Below are 15470 nucleotides of genomic sequence, written 5' to 3'. Positions count from 1 at the left end.
TGTTGGCTGACTCAGAGCAGAGCCAGCAGGAAAATCAACTCGCCAAGTTCAATGGCTGCGCCCAGCGTATCGCCGGTCTGCCCACCCAACGTGCGTTTTAATAACTGCCCAAGAATAAAAATCGCCACTATCGTAACAACCAGCGCCGCCACGCCGCGCATGCCAGGAAGAAGCACGGCAGCCAGGATCGCCGCGAATCCCAACGTGACGCAGGTTTGACGCCCGGTGACTTTACCGATAAAGACGTTGCCCAGCCCTTCTTCGCGGGCGTAGCGATGCCGATACATCAGCAAAACAGCGGTACCCCGCCCGGCGACACAAGCGGCAGCAAGCGCCGCCAGCATCGGCGTGCCCCGCAAAGCCAGTTCGCTCACCACCAGCACTTTTGCCAGCAACACGAAAATTAACGCCAGTCCACCGTGAGTCCCCAGGCGGCTGTCACGCATGATTTCCAGCATCCGCTCGCGTCGACGGGCAGAAAAAATACCGTCACAGGTATCCGCCAGACCGTCGAGATGAAATCCCCCGGTCAATAACGCCAGCGTGAGGACTGCAAACAGGGCCGCCAACGGCACCCCACACCAGGGCTGCAGCGCCATAAAGACCAGCCCCGTCAGCCCTCCCAGCACCACGCCAATTAGCGGGAACATCACAATGCCACGTGAATAGTGCTCGAAATCCAGTCCTTGCGACCAGCGAGCAGGAACGGGCAAGCGACTAATAAAAGAGAGCATTGCCCAGAACAACTTACTCATTTAATTTTGACTCCAATTCCTGATACCACCAGCCAGACCTCATCAGCCGCCGCCGCCAGTCGCTGGTTCACACGTCCTGCAATATCGCGAAAATGCCGTGCCAGACGGTTCTCCGGAACAATCCCCATTCCGACTTCGTTAGTGACCAGCACAACCTTCGCCGGACAACGCTGACAGGCCGCAATCAGCGAACGAATTTCATCCTCAATAGATTGCTCCATCGCCGCGTAATCCCAGCTATCCGGGTCGCTATCACCGCCCTGCGCAAACAGCAGGTTAGTCACCATCGTGGTGATGCACTCCAGCAGAATAGCTTCTTGTGGATCGTTTGCTGCCGTAATCAGTTCATCGAGATGTTGCCAGCGTTCGGCTGTACGCCAGTGCGCAGGACGTCCGTCACGATGATGCTGAATTCGCGCAGCCATCTCCTCATCAAAAATCTGCGAAGTCGCGATATACAAAACGTTTGGAGAATCTGCGATCAGCGCTTCCGCATGCCGACTCTTGCCGCTTCGCGCGCCGCCAGTCACCAGAATCATCATACTGGCTCCCGGTGTTGCTGCATGATGGTATAAATTTTCTCAATATCGATGTGTTGCCGCATCGCATCCGCCAGCAGATCAAACTGCTGCGATTTATATTGCGCGTAATGGAAGGTGGAATCCAGCGGAGCTAACCCTTTACGTTCTCGCAGGCCATTAACCAGCGCACGGGTAAATTCATCGCTGTCGAACAGACCGTGAAGATAGGTGCCGAACGCCAGGCCATCGGCAGTGACCGCGCCATCAGCCACGTTACCGCCGTCTTTACGCAGCGTCATCACCGACCGGCATTCTTCAGTTAATGCCGTTTCGCCCATATGAATTTCATAACCGCGAACGAATAATCCCGCGGTACCCGCCAGCCAGTCCGGCAGCGAGGAGGACATTTGTCCTTCAACCAGGGTCGTGGTTTTGTGCTGGGCAAAATGAGTTACGGTATTGAGCAAGCCCAGACCCGGCAACGTACCGAGTCCTGACTCAACTTCATCAATGATGGTTTCGCCGAGCATTTGATAGCCACCGCAAATCCCCACCACGGGTACGTGATTACGATGTAATTGCACCACGCCATGCGCCATCCCGCTTTCACGCAGCCACACCAGATCGCCCAGGGTGTTTTTGCTGCCGGGCAGAATCACCAGATCGGCCCCCGCCAACTCTTCAGGCTGGCGAACATAGCGCACGCGCACATCCGGCTGTGCGGCAAGCGCATTGAAATCAGTAAAGTTAGAAATGTGTGGTATCTGAACAACGGCGATATCGATGTCGCGTTTGTCTGTGCGCAAATATTTGCCCTTTTGCAGCGCAACGCCATCTTCATCTTCCAGGTCAACGTCCAGCCATGGCATGACGCCCAGGACCGGAACGCCGGTCAGCGCTTCAATTTGCTCAATCCCGGAATACAGCAACGCCACATCACCGCGAAACTTATTGATGATCACCCCTTTTACCCTGGCGCGTTCATGGTCGTGCAGTAGCGCCAGCGTGCCGTAAATGGAGGCAAACACCCCGCCGCGGTCGATATCCGCCACCAGAACGACAGGGCACTGCGCCATTTCAGCCATACCCATATTGACGATATCGCGATCGCGCAGGTTAATCTCAGCCGGGCTTCCCGCCCCTTCCAGTACCAGCACATCGAACTCCTGCGCCAGACTGTTATAAACAGACAGGATTTGATCCCGTAGTTTAGGTTTGTACTCGTGGTAGCTCACCGCATCCATATCGGTTGCCACTTTGCCCATCAGCACAACCTGCGCTTTACGATCGCTGGTCGGCTTAAGCAGCACCGGATTCATACGCACATCTGGCGTAATACCGGCGGCCTCAGCCTGAAAAATTTGCGCGCGGCCCATCTCTTTGCCCTCTGGCGTAATGCCAGAGTTCAGCGCCATGTTCTGCGATTTGAACGGTGCGGTACGCAGTCCATCCTGATAAAAAATTCGACACAGACCGGCGACCAACACGCTTTTACCTACATCAGATGCCGTTCCCTGCAACATTATTGCCTGCGTCATGACGCCTCCTTCAGTGCGTTCTCTCGCATACAGCTAAAAAATTCAGCCTCTGTTTTACACAGCGGGAAGCCCAGCTCGGTATGCAGCTTCACCAGCCAGGGCTGAGTTAATCCCGCTTGTTCAATAAGATCCGTCCGGGCAAACACATCACCCGGCGAGCCGTGTGTTAGCACTTCCCCCCGGCGTAAAACGTACACTGCATCGCTGACTTCATAGATAAGATCGATATCATGGCTGGAGATAACCACGTGGTTTCCTTGCGCTACGATGCGTTTGATTATCTCAATCATCTGCGTGCGACCTGATGGGTCAAGGCCCGCAGTAGGTTCATCCAGTAGCAAATACTGCGCCTGCAACACCAACGCCCCGGCAATTGCCACACGTTTTTTCTGCCCGTGACTTAAACACTGAATAGGCTGATGGCGAAAATGCTGTGCATCAACCAGCGTGAGCGCATCATCCACCCGGCGGGAGATTTCAGTCTCATCCACCCCAAGGTTGCGCAGGCTGAAGGCAATATCGCTGTCGATATCGGTATAAAAAATTTGCTGGTCGGGATCCTGAAATACGGTTGCCACCTGCTGACGCAGCGCCAGCAGGCCGCGCTTGCTGTAATCCAGCGGTTTGCCTTGCCACATCACCGCGCCTTCCTGCGGGCGCAGTAAACCACTCAGGTTCATAAACAGCGTGGATTTCCCGCAGCCATTAGCACCTACCAGCCCGGTGACGGCATGCGTTGAAAAGTCCAGCGTTAGCCCTTTGAGGATCGGGTCATCCTGATAGCGAAACCAAAGCGCTGAAGTGGCAAGCATACTTTTCCTTACAGGTGAAAATCACCCTGATACAGTTTGATATCCAGTGTGGTGGTCATTTGCTGGTAGCGGATCAACACGCGGGTAAACAGCAATCCCACCAGCATCGCCAGCGAGCGATAGCCCAACGGCAAGCTACGATAACCAAAACGTAGCGTTTGTGCGCGATGAATAGCCAGCGCCTCGTCTAACAGGATAAAAATAAAGCGCCAGGTTAGCAGGATCTGCTCAGTGAGCAGGCGAGGAACGTGCGCGCGTTTGAGTAAGATAATCAATTGCGGAAACGGCAGATTGAGTACCAGCCAGAACGTCGCCGCCAGCGCAGCCAGGCTGCGCCAGAAGGTTTCATTGGCGGTGACAAGCCCTGGCGCGCTAACGCCTAACCAATAGCTTCCAACGGGGATGCTGGCCAGCAGCGTCTGCGGATCGCGGCTAAAACTAAACAGAATGGTCACGACGCCGACCGTCAGAAAACCAAACGGTAATGCCATCCAGCGACACCAGCGCCAGAAGGAAATGCGCAGCAGCCAGCAGCTCAGCGCGGCAATCAGTAACAGCTCAATACTCTGCCCCAACGGGGGCAGAGTAAACGCCAGAATCATCATCATCAGCCAGAGCAGAAATTTCCGCACGGGTGAGACATGAAACCAGCGGCTTTGATAGCTAAGCCTGTCAAGCCCGGTCATCACGGCGTTGCCTGCCCTTGGTGTAACCCAGAATGTAGAAAATCACGGCTGCGCCCAGCGATCCCTGAAGCGTAAACAGCAGGCTTTCAATCTCACCGCTTGCCGGTTCATACAAGGGCTGGAACCACGGCTCATAATGTGGGGCAATTGCCTGAATCTGACTCTCCGCCTCACCGTCTGAGCCGCCGTACTCTCCACCATGGTTGATAAAGAACGGCAGGATCACCAGCGCCACTACCATCCCTAACAAAATCAGCGTCTTTTTCATCGTTAGTGTCCTTGAGCGGTAATCAACTGCCGTTTGGTTAACTGGTCATAAATCATTACGGTGAGCAGACCTTCCGCTATCGCAATTGGGATCTGCGTCAGGCAGAAAATCCCCATGAACTTGATGATTGAACCCGTAGCACCGGCGGATGGGTCCGGGAACGCCACGCCCAGTTGCACCGAGGTCACGAAATAGGTGACGAGATCCGCCAGCATCGCGCACAGGAAGACGCAAACATCACGACGCAACCCCGCACGGCAGGCCATTTTCCACACCATGTAACCCACCACCGGGCCAATCACCGCCATCGACATGCCGTTAGCGCCAAGCGTTGTCAAACCACCGTGTGCCAGTAACAGCGCCTGGAACAGCAGGACGATTGCCCCGAGGATTGCCACCACGCCCGGTCCAAACAGGATAACCGCCAGGCCTACCCCGGTAGGGTGCGAACAACTTCCGGTAACAGAAGGAATTTTCAGCGCCGACAGCACAAAAATAAACGCGCCGCACAGAGCCAGTAATACTTTTTGGTGACTATCTTCCTGCACGATTTGGCGCAGCCGCACCAGCCCGTACCACAGGCACGGCAAAAACAGCAGCCACCAGGCCAGCGCCCACATCGGCGGCAAGAAACCTTCCATTATGTGCATGGCGAACGCTTGTTCAGGAACAACCATCAGTAATAGCGCCGCAGCCAACCCGCTGAAAGACAGCTGTTTTAGCTGTTGTTCAAGCTTCATTGTGCATACTCCCACTGTTTATTGACCAGAATGGTCGAGAAATAAGGCAGCGGCTGATCGTCGCTCACCTCATCGAGATGACGCCAGCACTGTTCACCCGGCAGCGTGGCTTCAGACATCATCAATGCACAGCCCAACAAACCCTCTTGTTGCAGCAGCGCTTTGATGCGCGCAAAACGACCGTATACCTTCATCAGCACCAGACTGCCATGCTGCTTTAACGCCTGCTGGATTTCCGCTTCCGGCGCGGTACAGGAGACCACGGCCAGTGACTGTTGCTCCATGGCGAGCGGCGTTTTTGAACGCGCGGCAATCGCAGCGAAAGAGGTCACGCCCGGGACGATTTCTAACCAGTCAGGACAGCCAATACGCTGGAGTAAAAAAACCCAGGTGCTGAACAGCATGGCGTCGCCGAGTGTAATAAAGCCCACCTGCTTACCCGCTTCGACTTCCTGAACTAGCGCGGCCGCAACGTCATCCCATACCGCCTCTTTTTCGGCGCTGTCAGCACTCATAGGAAAATGGCAGCAGCGAACTTCGGTCTGCTCGCCGATATATTCACGTACGATCGACAGCGCCAGACTGTCGCCACCTTTACGCCCGGCGGGCGCATAGAGAATATCCAGCGTACCCAGCGTGCGTGCGGCCCGCACGGTGATAAGATCGGAAGCGCCAGGCCCGGTGCTTAATGCGTACAGTTTTCCGCTCATGCCGCTTCCTCCAGCGCCACATTAAGCGCCTGTTGTAAATGCGCCACGAACATAGCGCGAACCGCCGGATTCTCACCCAGACCACTGAGCCACGGCGTAGCCGGTATCCCGGCCGCATTGAACAATGTTTTCCACGAATCCTCTTCGTCAGAGGCCATATCATTGATGGCATGATCGCCAGCAACTAACATCAGCGGCATCAGATGCACCGCCGTCACCCCTTCCTGAGACAAACTTTCAATCAGCACATCGACTTCCGGGTAGCTTTCCACCGCCCCAACCCGCGCCGGGTAGCGCTGTGCCGTCATCATATGGTCGAGGCAGGCATAGGCGGCAAAGGCATGATGGCTGGCACCGTGTCCCATAAACACCACTTTTTCATTTTCGCCAAGCACCGGCATTTGCTGTTGCAGCGCCAGCATCAGCTGGGCGTAATCGTCATGGCTGCTCAGCAGCGGAACACCTAGCGTCAGGCGAGAAAAAAGTGGGCGCATGCTTTGCACTTCGCGGACAATTTTTTCGTATTCATCACCGTTGATAATGTGCAACGACTGAATAGCCACGTCCTGATACCCCTGCTCCGCCAGCTTTTGCAGCGCCTGCAGCGGCGTGTCGATCTCAATGCCGTCGCGCTGCTTGAGCTTGCGGATAATCATCCCGGAGGTAAACGCCCGGAACAGGTCGCGGTCAGGGCAACTGGCTGCGAGATCGCTCTCGCAAGCCACAATATTTTTCTCACAGGTGTCGTGATAGCTGGTGCCAAAGCTGACCACCAGAAGCGCCTTTTTCATCTCTAACTCCTTAAGCAGCGGCCAGCCAGCGCGTTAAACGCGCCCCAAAGGCGGCCTGACTTTCCAGTAACTCTTCTCCCGTCACCAACGGTGCCGGACGTGTAATCACGATGCAGGGGATACCAGCATCCAGACAGGGTTGAACTTTTTCCTGATAACCACCTTCCGCACCGGATGCCTTAGTGATCACCACATCAGCCTGACACTGGCGATAAAACGCAGCGTTGAACTCGGCGCTAAACGGCCCGCACAATGCAAAAATCTCACCGACGCCAAATCCCAGGTCCGCGCATTGCTGAATAACCTCGGGTACAGGCAGGACGCGCGCCAGCAGCGTTTTTTCAGGCAACCCTTCGCGCCAGATAGCCAGATCTTTACTGCCGGTCGTCAGCAGCACGCGGTCACCGAAGCGGCGCGCAACCTCGCAGGCTTGCTGAATACTCTGTACGGTATAAAGCTGCGGATGGGTTAAACCGCTCAACTGCTCAGGACGCTGATAGCGGCTCAGCAGTACCCCCGCCGCTTCGCAGGCGTTCATGATGTTGCGGCTCACCACCTCGGCATAAGGATGCGAGGCGTCTATCACCCAGCGCGTCCGATTTTCCTGTAGCCAGGCAATCATTTGTTCGCGCTCCAGACGCCCGCAGCGCACCTGACCTTTGATATCTCCCGCCAGCTGCTTCCCCGTTGGAGTCGCAACTGACAGGGTGTAGGCCACATTGGCTGCGTCCAGTTGCTGGCACAGCATGCGCGCATCGCTGGTACCGCCCATGACCAACACATCACCGTAATTCACAGCACATAACCTCGTGGCGTGATCATCAGGCCGTCCTGAACATAGGTTGTTTTGTTGCCAACGATCACAAGGCTGGTCATATCAACCGGTTCAAAGTCCATTTCACCCAGGGTGGTCAACCATTTTTCCTGTTTTTTACGTCCGGCTGACTTCACAATACCCACCGGCGTTTGCGCGCTCTTGCTGGCAGAAAGCAGCTCAAATGCGCGCGCCAGATGTCCTTCGCGACCCCGACTGCGCGGGTTGTAGAAACAGATTACAAAGTCTGCTTCGCCGGCAGCCACTATGCGTTTTTCGATAACTGGCCACGGAGTTAACAGATCGCTCAAGCTGATGTGGCAGAAGTCGTGCATCAACGGCGCACCCAGCAAAGAGGCAGCGGCAATGCTGGCCGTCATTCCTGGGATCAGCCTGACCTCAACGTCCAGCTTTTGCTTGCTGACAAGCTCAAGCACCAGCCCGGCCATACCGTAAATCCCTGCATCACCGCTGCTGATCAGCGCCACATTGTGACCTGCCTGCGCCAGTTCGATCGCCGCCTGGCAGCGTTCAATTTCTTTGCACATCCCGGTTTTGATCACCTGCTTGTCGCCAGTGAACGCTTTTACCAGGTGGGTGTAGGTTTTATAGCCAACGATGATTTCCGCTGCCTGCAATGCTTCAACGGCTTCCATGGTCATCATTGCCTGCGAGCCAGGGCCAATTCCAATTACGCTTAACATCAGTGTGAAACTCCCAAAGTGATAGTGACGCCCTGTTCTCGCAGGGTCTCGCCTAACAGTTTTCCGTGGCTCAGCAGCCAGGCTGCAGGACCGGAAACGCTTCCTGTACCCACCGTTTTGCGAACAAACGATGAGGCCGGAAAACGGTGTTCATGCTCACGCAGCGCGTCAGCAGTAAAGGTTTCGAAAGGAACGCGACAGCACGAAGCCAGTTGGATAAGTCCCTGTTCATCTTTTTTCAGCGTGATACTGCCAATCGCTTTAAGCGCCAGCGGATCGAGCTGCTGGGCTTCGAGTTGCCTGGCAAGCAGCGCGGCCAGCAACGGGAACGGCGTGTCACGACGACAACCAATTCCGGCCACAACACGCTGCGGCACCAGCTTCCAATGCGGAACAGGCAGATCGGGCAAATTGGTGCGTAAGGTGATACACACCAGCGCATCCAGTTCAGGAAGCTGATTGAGATCGGTTACCGTGATAAATCCGCGCCGGTCGCAATGACTGACATCCTGCGTCAGTTCATCATCCCACCACAGCCCAACCCGCTTATTACTGACCAGCATCTGATTAACGATCTTCACCGCCGAACGGAAATCACTCATCCGGGCATTCAGTTGAAATGCCAGCGTATCCAGTGCCGCCATATCGTTGACATCCGTCGCCGTGGTGATCACCGGATCGGCGCCCAACATGCCCGCCAGATACCGCGCCAGCGCATTGGCACCGCCCGCGTGACCGGAGAGCAGGCTGATGACATGCTGGGCGCGTTCATCAATGACCACCACCGCCGGATCGCAAAATTTATCGTTGACCAGCGGGGCCAGCACGCGCACCGCAATGCCGGTCGCACCGATAAAAATCAGCGCCGAGTAATTCGCAAACGCTTCGCGGGCGGTATTCGCAAAGCCGTTTTCGAAAGGAATGAATCCCTCCTCCAGCAGCTTTTCACTGGTAAAACAGGTGACCGGCAGCATGGCCGCCAGACGTTTTGCCAGCGTAACGCCTCCCGGGGTCAGGCAAAAAAGCGCAATTGACTCAGGCTTTACGGTATTCATGGCTAAAGTCCGCCGCATAGAGTTTGGAGTAGTGATACTCCGAGCCCAGGAAATTACCGACCAGAATAAGGGCCGTTTTACGGATGCCCGCATCACGAACCTTGTCGCCAATATCCGCCAGGGTACCGCGCACAGTCTGGCTTTCCGGCCAGGTTGCCTTGTAGATCACCGCCACGGGCGTGGTCGCCGGATAACCGCCTTCAATCAAACGCTCGGCCACACGATGAATACGCTGAACGGACAGATAAATCGCCATAGATGTCTGGTGACTGGCAAATGACTCTAGCTGTTCGCGCTCCGGCACCGGCGTGCGTCCTTCCAGGCGGGTAATGATCAGGCTCTGTGAGACCTCAGGCACGGTATACTCAACGCCCAACTCCGCCGCCGCGCCAAGGAATGCGCTGACGCCGGGCACAACCTGCCAGTCAATCCCGCGTTTGGTCAGTTCCTCGCCCTGCTCGCGCACGGAACCGTACAGCGAAACATCGCCGGTTTGCAGACGCACCACGGTCTTACCCGCTTTCACTCCGGCTTCCATCAGATCAAGGATCTGCTCCAGATGCAGTTCAGCGCTGTCGTGGCATTCAGCACCAGCAGGACAATATTCCAGCAGTTCGGTGTTAATCAGCGATCCGGCGTAGATAACAACCTGCGCCTGCTGTAGCAACCGGTAACCTTTGAGGGTAATCAGCTCGCGATCGCCAGGACCTGCGCCAACAAACCACACGCTACGGGGATCAAAAATCTCAGACATGGTTTCCTTCCTTCTGACAGGCGATAACAAATACGGGGTTATTCGGTTTGAAATAGTGACCACTGCCAAGCGTGGTAAGCGAGGAAACCTGTAGCTGCAGGCAATCCACTCCCGGTACGCCAAGATGGTCCAGATGTGCCAGCGCGGTGTTGAGGTTTTCCTGGAGGATGAATGTCATCACCAGCCGCCCTGCGGGATGCAATTGACGCATTGACCAGTCAATCAGTTCAGTCAAATGGCCACCGCTGCCGCCCATGAAAATAGCATCGGCTTTTTCAGCGATGGTCATCGGCGCAACACCGGGAAAAATGTCGATGTTTGCACAGGCAAAATGCTGGCGGTTTTCATCCAATAACCTGAGCGCCGCCGGGTTACGCTCGATTGCCGTCACGCGCAATCCAGGGTATTGCAGCGCGGCTTCTATCGACACGCTGCCGGTTCCCGCGCCAATATCAATCAGGTGACTGGCGCGGTGTAATTCAAGTTTTGAGAGGGCAAGTGCACGTACCGCTTCTTTGGTCATCGGCACTTTCTCTCCACGTAAAAACAGCTCATCTTTCATCAAGGATCACCACTGCATTCATGTCATAGTCGGCGTTAACTTCGTTCACAGGCAGGAAATGGATCCGTTCGTTTTCCATTGCCAGGTTTTCGCCAATCACCATCCAGCGATGTCCCTTGCCTCGTGCAATGAGCTGCTGCGCAATTTCACGCGGGCCGCACTGCGCATCTGTCACCATCGCCACCTTGTTATGTCGCGCCAGTTCATCGAAACAGACGCTGCGACCATGGCTACTGGTCAGCCACATATCGTTCATATCAATACCGGACTGCGCACACAGGTACTGCACCGCGCTAATACCGGGAATAATGCGCACATTTTCAATACCAAAATGCGCCACCATGCGCGTCCCGATGCCGTAAAACAGCGGATCGCCAGATGCCAGCACCACAACGCGTTGCTCCTGGTGCGCGCAAATCCAGTTCAAAAGTTCGAGAATATTGGCGCCGAGAACAAACTGTTCACCGGTAAAATCCGGGAATTGCTGCAAATGCCGCTTTCCACCGACCAGAACATCAGCCGTTGCGACCGCTTCGCGCGCAGCAGGCGTCATCAAATGCAAACCGGCTGGCCCCATCCCTACAACGGTTAACATTGCATCTCCTCAGCAATCTCTGCGACCGGGCGATTACTTCCAAGCACCTGATTATCAAAAGAGAACATGATGGCGTCACAGGTCGGGGGATTTTTGGTAAAGCGCAACGTTTGCAGGACGCGCATACAGATGCGCTTAGCCAGATGGTTGTAAATGTGCTGAAAACCGTATGCTTCTATGTGTTCCATCGCCGCCTCGGTGGTATCGCAGTCGCTGACCAGCGTGAGCAGTTCCAGCGGCGCACCCAGTAACGCGAGGTGGGCCACCAGCGTTTCCATGCGAGCATCGGCAATATGGCTGTGGGTATGAAAGATCCCCGCCGCAATTTTGACGAGCTTACCAGGGTGTCCCACCAGCACAATTTGTCGGAACCCCAGACGTACGGCTTCTTCAATCATGTAGCCGACAAAATTGCTCATAGTGACCACAACCTGGGTGTCGATCCCCATCTGCTCACGCACAAAACGTTCGCCGTGGTTTCCTGGCACCAGTACGACACGCTCCAGCCCCGCCGCTCGCTTAATTTCCAGCTCCAGCGACAGTGAACGTTTCCAGCTTTCTTCTGACATCGGCGTGACGATCCCAGTCGTACCAATGATCGAAATGCCGCCCAGAATGCCAAGGCGGGAGTTGTAGGTTTTTTGCGCCCGCTCTTCGCCTTCCGGCGCGAAAATTTCAATTTGCGCCCCACGATTCGGACCAATCGCCTCACGAACCGCAGACTCAATGGTCTGGCGAGGTGTGCGATTAATCGCCGAACTGCCCACCGGCAGGCCGATCCCTTTGCGGGTTACCGTGCCAACGCCTTCCCCGCCCTGAAGGGTTATCTCTTTGCTATCGTTTAACGTCACGCGGGCAAAAATCAGCATGCCGTGAGTGGCATCCACATCATCGCCACCGTCTTTGCGGATGGCGGCTATCGCCTGCTGTCCTTCGATATGCGGTGACTCTACGTTCAGACACAGCGTCACACCTGATGGCGTCACGATAGAAACCTGATGGATCAGGTGTTGGCGCAATACCATCAGCGCCGCCACTTTTGCCGCCGCCGTCGCGCACGATCCCGTGGTATATCCTTTACGCAGCGCTTTACCGTTGTGCCACACAGGCGTATCGAAGGACTCGCTCATCGCGCCCCCTGCATGTGATAAAGCATGGCGTTGACGATCGCGGCGGCGACGTTACTTCCCCCTTTACGACCTAACGCAGCAATGGCGGGTAGATTGCTTTGGGTCAGTGCATCTTTCGACTCTTCGGCACCGACGAACCCAACCGGTACGCCAACGACACCACTGACGGCCACATCATGCTCAAGCAGGCGGAACAGCGCTGTCGGCGCGTTGCCAAACACAAACAGCTTTTCACCCTCTTCCTTCACCGCAATGTCAACGGCCGCCATTGACCGGGTAATGCCCTGCTCTTTTGCCGTCCGCACGACCCGCGGGTCGCTGATGTAGCAGCGGCATTCGCCACCGAATTTTGCCAGCAGCGTTTTATTAATCCCGGAAAGGGCCATAGTGGTATCGGTATAAATCACGCTCGAACGGCTAAGCGCCGCACAGAACTGCTCCAGCACATCACTGGAAAACCACAGAATGTCCAGCCAGTCGAAATCCGCTGTCGTGTGAATAACCCGCTTGATAATGGCTTCATGTAACGGGCTGGCAAACTGATAGTCCGGGCGGGTTTCACGGATGATCTCGCCAATAATGTCGAAACTTTTGGCCTCAATCGCCTGGGGTTGCTGGATATATTGCATTGTGTTGTCCTCAGGCCACACCGACCAGCAGCCACCGCAGCGCAATAAACAGCGCCAGTGCCAGCATCGATGCCACCCACATCAATCGAATCGTATGGGAAATGTCGTCTACCGAAATGTCGCGTTGTGCATCACCGATCCACGGTTTCTCAACGCGCTCGCCAAAGTAGTCATTAGGACCACCCAGACGAATTCCTAATGCCCCGGCAACGGACGCTTCTGACCACGCACAGTTGGGGCTGCTGTGGTTGTAGCGATCGCGCCAGCCAATCTGCAAAGCACGCGCGCCGTCCTGGCGACATAAAAATGCCGCTGCGCCCAGCAGCAGCCAACTTAGTCTCGCGGGAATATAATTTGCGACATCGTCCAGACGAGCGCTGACCATACCGATAGCGCGGTATTTTTCATGTTTGTAGCCCACCATGGAGTCAAGGGTGTTTACCGCTTTGTAGGCCATCGCCAGAGGCGCACCGCCGAGGAGCAAGAAGAACAGCGGCGCGATGATGCCATCAACGGTGTTCTCAGCCACGGTTTCCACTACGCCGCGATTGATCTGCTGTGGCTGTAATTGCGAGGTATCACGTCCTACAATCCATGACAGCTTTTCCCGACTTGCAGCAAGGTTACCGGCACGTAGCGGACGCTCGACATCCTGCGCGGCGTTTGCCAGGCAGCGCCCGGCCAGCACGGTAAAGATCATCCAGACCTCAACCACCCAACCAAGCCAGGGATGAATAGAGTGCGCCAGCGCCAGTACTCCCCAGGACACAGCCCAGGTCAGCCCAACCACCACAATCCACATCACCGCGCCACCGATGCGTAGCGCACGGTCGCTATGGCAGTAACGCCGAACAACTCGCTGCACTGCAGAAATCAGATTGCCAATCCAGCGCACCGGATGCGGCCAGTTCTGCGGATCGCCGATGATAAAATCAAGCAGCCAGGCAACACACCACGCGAGGATGGTCATAGTGCGCTCCTCGCGGCTGCCAGCCAGTGGTTAAGCATCTGCGGACGTTGAGCAAAATGAACGTGTAGATAGCTGGCAAAGGTATTTCCCACCTGCCAGCCGCCGGACCAGGCTTGCAGCGTTTTGCCATCGCGCACTTTGCGACAGTTCATCACCGCGGAGGTTTCAGGGGTAAAATCGGAGTAGTGGAATTCATGTCCGCGCAGCACTTCGCCTTCTGCAGCTAACAACGTCTGCTGCGCGGCCTGCGCTTCGCAGTAGCCAAATCGGGTCAGACGTTTTCCCATTTTGCTGTGACCGGGAATGATATCCGCCATCAGCCAGGTATCACCCTGGCTGTCTTCCAGCGAACTGCCGAGATACATCAGCCCCCCGCACTCGGCATAAATCGCGACACCCTGCTGGTGCGCCGCCCGCAGTTGGTTAAGCATTGCAACATTACGGGCCAACGCCGCAGCATGTAACTCAGGATATCCACCCCCCAGCCAGATCATCTGACAGTCGGGTAAACAGGTGTCGTGCAACGGGCTAAAACGGACAATCTTAAGCCCCGTGCGCTCCAGTAGCGTAATGTTGTCCGGGTAGTAGAAATTGAACGCTTCGTCATCGGCGATGGCAAGCGTTAGCCCTGCCCCGGCGTCTGCGGCGGGCAGCGCTGGCCATTCACCAGCAGGAAGCGTGTCTAACTGGCTTAATCTCAGCAGCGCGTCGATATCAAGGGTTTGCTCCAGCGTCGCGGCAAACGCCTGCCACGGCTGCTGGTTGATAACCGACTCACGCGCGGTAACTAACCCCAGATGACGCTCAGGGAGCGCAACGCCTTCCATACGGGGAACGTAGCCTAATACGGGTACAGCGCAGTAACGCTCAATCGCCACTTTCAGGAGCTGGTAATGCGTTTCGCTGTTAACCCGGTTAACAATAACGCCGGCAATATTCAGGGTTGGATCAAAATGCTGAAACCCCATTACCGTCGCGGCGATCGAGGTGGAAACGGCTTTGCCATCAACCAGTAGGATAACCGGACAGCCTAACTGTTTGGCCATCGCGGCGGTGCTGCAGTAGTTTGGGTCGGTGCCGTATCCGTCATACAACCCCATAACGCCTTCAATAACGGCGATATCCGCATGTTGCATGTGCTCGCGAAATAAAGCATTCAGGGTGGGGACGGGAAGCATGAAGCTATCAAGATTGCGGGAAGCAGTGCCGCATACCGCGGTATGCCAGCCGGTATCAAGGTAATCGGGGCCTACTTTGCAAGGCTGGACGCGTAAACCGCGTTTTTTCAACAAGCTCAACAAGCCCAGCGTCACCGTGGTTTTACCACAGCCGCTTCCGGTACCTGCAAGAACAAAAGCGTGAAAATTGGCCGCCATACCCTGATCCTGTTCAGGGTGGTAGGGGTGTAAAGATACCCAGTCTCTCGACTGTATGCA

General features: G+C 55.8%; 19 protein-coding genes. All 19 read right to left on the bottom strand.

Translation table 11 applies throughout. The features are described 5' to 3' along the window. Nucleotides 1-11 precede the first annotated feature (11 nt). From cobS to HVZ39_RS10010, 19 genes are read right to left on the bottom strand one after another with little or no spacing between them, the layout of a single operon-like run. The gene (gene cobS, locus HVZ39_RS10100; RefSeq protein ID WP_019077089.1) at nt 12-755 is read right to left on the bottom strand and encodes an adenosylcobinamide-GDP ribazoletransferase; all 744 of its coding nucleotides are present in this window, start codon (nt 753-755) and stop codon (nt 12-14) included. Beyond that, complete coding sequence (gene cobU / locus HVZ39_RS10095) at nt 752-1297, bottom strand: bifunctional adenosylcobinamide kinase/adenosylcobinamide-phosphate guanylyltransferase (RefSeq protein WP_181633562.1); 546 nt, start codon at nt 1295-1297, stop codon at nt 752-754. The genes cobS and cobU overlap by 4 nt, the downstream gene beginning before the upstream one ends. Then, complete coding sequence (locus HVZ39_RS10090; RefSeq protein WP_181633561.1) at nt 1294-2814, bottom strand: cobyric acid synthase; 1521 nt, start codon at nt 2812-2814, stop codon at nt 1294-1296. Before HVZ39_RS10090 ends, cobU begins: the two co-directional genes overlap by 4 nt. Further along, the gene (locus HVZ39_RS10085) at nt 2811-3626 is read right to left on the bottom strand and encodes an energy-coupling factor ABC transporter ATP-binding protein (RefSeq protein ID WP_016153514.1); all 816 of its coding nucleotides are present in this window, start codon (nt 3624-3626) and stop codon (nt 2811-2813) included. Before HVZ39_RS10085 ends, HVZ39_RS10090 begins: the two co-directional genes overlap by 4 nt. An 8-nt stretch (nt 3627-3634) precedes the next feature. Continuing rightward, nucleotides 3635-4312: an energy-coupling factor ABC transporter transmembrane protein gene (locus HVZ39_RS10080; RefSeq protein ID WP_049040276.1), complete on the bottom strand. Its 678-nt coding sequence runs from the start codon at nt 4310-4312 to the stop codon at nt 3635-3637. Further along, the gene (locus HVZ39_RS10075) at nt 4299-4580 is read right to left on the bottom strand and encodes an energy-coupling factor ABC transporter substrate-binding protein (protein ID WP_006683999.1); all 282 of its coding nucleotides are present in this window, start codon (nt 4578-4580) and stop codon (nt 4299-4301) included. Before HVZ39_RS10075 ends, HVZ39_RS10080 begins: the two co-directional genes overlap by 14 nt. A gap of 2 nt (nt 4581-4582) precedes the next feature. Beyond that, nucleotides 4583-5320 (bottom strand): cobalt ECF transporter S component CbiM, encoded by a 738-nt coding sequence (gene cbiM / locus HVZ39_RS10070; RefSeq protein ID WP_016153516.1) that lies wholly within the window; start codon nt 5318-5320, stop codon nt 4583-4585. Continuing rightward, complete coding sequence (locus HVZ39_RS10065; protein WP_181633560.1) at nt 5317-6030, bottom strand: cobalt-factor II C(20)-methyltransferase; 714 nt, start codon at nt 6028-6030, stop codon at nt 5317-5319. Before HVZ39_RS10065 ends, cbiM begins: the two co-directional genes overlap by 4 nt. After that, the gene (locus HVZ39_RS10060) at nt 6027-6821 is read right to left on the bottom strand and encodes a sirohydrochlorin cobaltochelatase (RefSeq protein WP_019077091.1); all 795 of its coding nucleotides are present in this window, start codon (nt 6819-6821) and stop codon (nt 6027-6029) included. The genes HVZ39_RS10065 and HVZ39_RS10060 overlap by 4 nt, the downstream gene beginning before the upstream one ends. Before the next feature lie 10 nt (nt 6822-6831). Then, nucleotides 6832-7617: a cobalt-precorrin-6A reductase gene (locus tag HVZ39_RS10055; protein WP_016156865.1), complete on the bottom strand. Its 786-nt coding sequence runs from the start codon at nt 7615-7617 to the stop codon at nt 6832-6834. Continuing rightward, entirely contained in the window at nt 7614-8339 is a 726-nt protein-coding gene (locus HVZ39_RS10050; RefSeq protein WP_003030278.1) for a precorrin-3B C(17)-methyltransferase, read from the bottom strand. Before HVZ39_RS10050 ends, HVZ39_RS10055 begins: the two co-directional genes overlap by 4 nt. Further along, complete coding sequence (cbiG, locus tag HVZ39_RS10045; RefSeq protein ID WP_016153520.1) at nt 8339-9394, bottom strand: cobalt-precorrin 5A hydrolase; 1056 nt, start codon at nt 9392-9394, stop codon at nt 8339-8341. The genes HVZ39_RS10050 and cbiG overlap by 1 nt, the downstream gene beginning before the upstream one ends. Beyond that, nucleotides 9375-10148: a cobalt-precorrin-4 methyltransferase gene (locus HVZ39_RS10040; RefSeq protein ID WP_003030275.1), complete on the bottom strand. Its 774-nt coding sequence runs from the start codon at nt 10146-10148 to the stop codon at nt 9375-9377. The genes cbiG and HVZ39_RS10040 overlap by 20 nt, the downstream gene beginning before the upstream one ends. Further along, nucleotides 10141-10710, bottom strand: coding sequence for a decarboxylating cobalt-precorrin-6B (C(15))-methyltransferase (locus tag HVZ39_RS10035; protein ID WP_016153521.1), 570 nt, complete (start codon nt 10708-10710; stop codon nt 10141-10143). The genes HVZ39_RS10040 and HVZ39_RS10035 overlap by 8 nt, the downstream gene beginning before the upstream one ends. Then, nucleotides 10700-11305 (bottom strand): cobalt-precorrin-7 (C(5))-methyltransferase, encoded by a 606-nt coding sequence (locus HVZ39_RS10030; RefSeq protein WP_019077093.1) that lies wholly within the window; start codon nt 11303-11305, stop codon nt 10700-10702. Before HVZ39_RS10030 ends, HVZ39_RS10035 begins: the two co-directional genes overlap by 11 nt. Next, nucleotides 11299-12435, bottom strand: a complete 1137-nt coding sequence (gene cbiD / locus HVZ39_RS10025) for a cobalt-precorrin-5B (C(1))-methyltransferase CbiD (protein WP_016153523.1) — start codon at nt 12433-12435, stop codon at nt 11299-11301. Before cbiD ends, HVZ39_RS10030 begins: the two co-directional genes overlap by 7 nt. Beyond that, on the bottom strand, nt 12432-13064 hold the full coding sequence (locus HVZ39_RS10020) for a cobalt-precorrin-8 methylmutase (protein WP_008785140.1): 633 nt from the start codon (nt 13062-13064) through the stop codon (nt 12432-12434). The genes cbiD and HVZ39_RS10020 overlap by 4 nt, the downstream gene beginning before the upstream one ends. A gap of 10 nt (nt 13065-13074) precedes the next feature. Beyond that, nucleotides 13075-14034: an adenosylcobinamide-phosphate synthase CbiB gene (cbiB, locus tag HVZ39_RS10015; RefSeq protein ID WP_047357938.1), complete on the bottom strand. Its 960-nt coding sequence runs from the start codon at nt 14032-14034 to the stop codon at nt 13075-13077. Then, nucleotides 14031-15410, bottom strand: coding sequence for a cobyrinate a,c-diamide synthase (locus HVZ39_RS10010; protein WP_181633559.1), 1380 nt, complete (start codon nt 15408-15410; stop codon nt 14031-14033). Before HVZ39_RS10010 ends, cbiB begins: the two co-directional genes overlap by 4 nt. Between the last annotated feature and the right edge of the window lie 60 nt (nt 15411-15470).

It is taken from the genome of Citrobacter sp. RHB35-C21 (genome assembly GCF_013816515.1).
Lineage (GTDB): Bacteria > Pseudomonadota > Gammaproteobacteria > Enterobacterales > Enterobacteriaceae > Citrobacter > Citrobacter braakii.
Note: the sequence above shows the minus strand (reverse complement) of the source record. Positions and strands in the feature narration are given on the sequence as shown.

What these genes read in the sequence shown, in the direction of transcription:
- cobS (WP_019077089.1), bottom strand. Translation starts at nt 755, where the DNA reads ATGAGTAAGTTGTTCTGGGCAATGCTCTCTTTTATTAGTCGCTTGCCC.
- cobU (WP_181633562.1), bottom strand. Translation starts at nt 1,297, where the DNA reads ATGATGATTCTGGTGACTGGCGGCGCGCGAAGCGGCAAGAGTCGGCAT.
- HVZ39_RS10090 (WP_181633561.1), bottom strand. Translation starts at nt 2,814, where the DNA reads ATGACGCAGGCAATAATGTTGCAGGGAACGGCATCTGATGTAGGTAAA.
- HVZ39_RS10085 (WP_016153514.1), bottom strand. Translation starts at nt 3,626, where the DNA reads ATGCTTGCCACTTCAGCGCTTTGGTTTCGCTATCAGGATGACCCGATC.
- HVZ39_RS10080 (WP_049040276.1), bottom strand. Translation starts at nt 4,312, where the DNA reads ATGACCGGGCTTGACAGGCTTAGCTATCAAAGCCGCTGGTTTCATGTC.
- HVZ39_RS10075 (WP_006683999.1), bottom strand. Translation starts at nt 4,580, where the DNA reads ATGAAAAAGACGCTGATTTTGTTAGGGATGGTAGTGGCGCTGGTGATC.
- cbiM (WP_016153516.1), bottom strand. Translation starts at nt 5,320, where the DNA reads ATGAAGCTTGAACAACAGCTAAAACAGCTGTCTTTCAGCGGGTTGGCT.
- HVZ39_RS10065 (WP_181633560.1), bottom strand. Translation starts at nt 6,030, where the DNA reads ATGAGCGGAAAACTGTACGCATTAAGCACCGGGCCTGGCGCTTCCGAT.
- HVZ39_RS10060 (WP_019077091.1), bottom strand. Translation starts at nt 6,821, where the DNA reads ATGAAAAAGGCGCTTCTGGTGGTCAGCTTTGGCACCAGCTATCACGAC.
- HVZ39_RS10050 (WP_003030278.1), bottom strand. Translation starts at nt 8,339, where the DNA reads ATGTTAAGCGTAATTGGAATTGGCCCTGGCTCGCAGGCAATGATGACC.
- cbiG (WP_016153520.1), bottom strand. Translation starts at nt 9,394, where the DNA reads ATGAATACCGTAAAGCCTGAGTCAATTGCGCTTTTTTGCCTGACCCCG.
- HVZ39_RS10040 (WP_003030275.1), bottom strand. Translation starts at nt 10,148, where the DNA reads ATGTCTGAGATTTTTGATCCCCGTAGCGTGTGGTTTGTTGGCGCAGGT.
- HVZ39_RS10035 (WP_016153521.1), bottom strand. Translation starts at nt 10,710, where the DNA reads ATGAAAGATGAGCTGTTTTTACGTGGAGAGAAAGTGCCGATGACCAAA.
- HVZ39_RS10030 (WP_019077093.1), bottom strand. Translation starts at nt 11,305, where the DNA reads ATGTTAACCGTTGTAGGGATGGGGCCAGCCGGTTTGCATTTGATGACG.
- cbiD (WP_016153523.1), bottom strand. Translation starts at nt 12,435, where the DNA reads ATGAGCGAGTCCTTCGATACGCCTGTGTGGCACAACGGTAAAGCGCTG.
- HVZ39_RS10020 (WP_008785140.1), bottom strand. Translation starts at nt 13,064, where the DNA reads ATGCAATATATCCAGCAACCCCAGGCGATTGAGGCCAAAAGTTTCGAC.
- cbiB (WP_047357938.1), bottom strand. Translation starts at nt 14,034, where the DNA reads ATGACCATCCTCGCGTGGTGTGTTGCCTGGCTGCTTGATTTTATCATC.
- HVZ39_RS10010 (WP_181633559.1), bottom strand. Translation starts at nt 15,410, where the DNA reads ATGGCGGCCAATTTTCACGCTTTTGTTCTTGCAGGTACCGGAAGCGGC.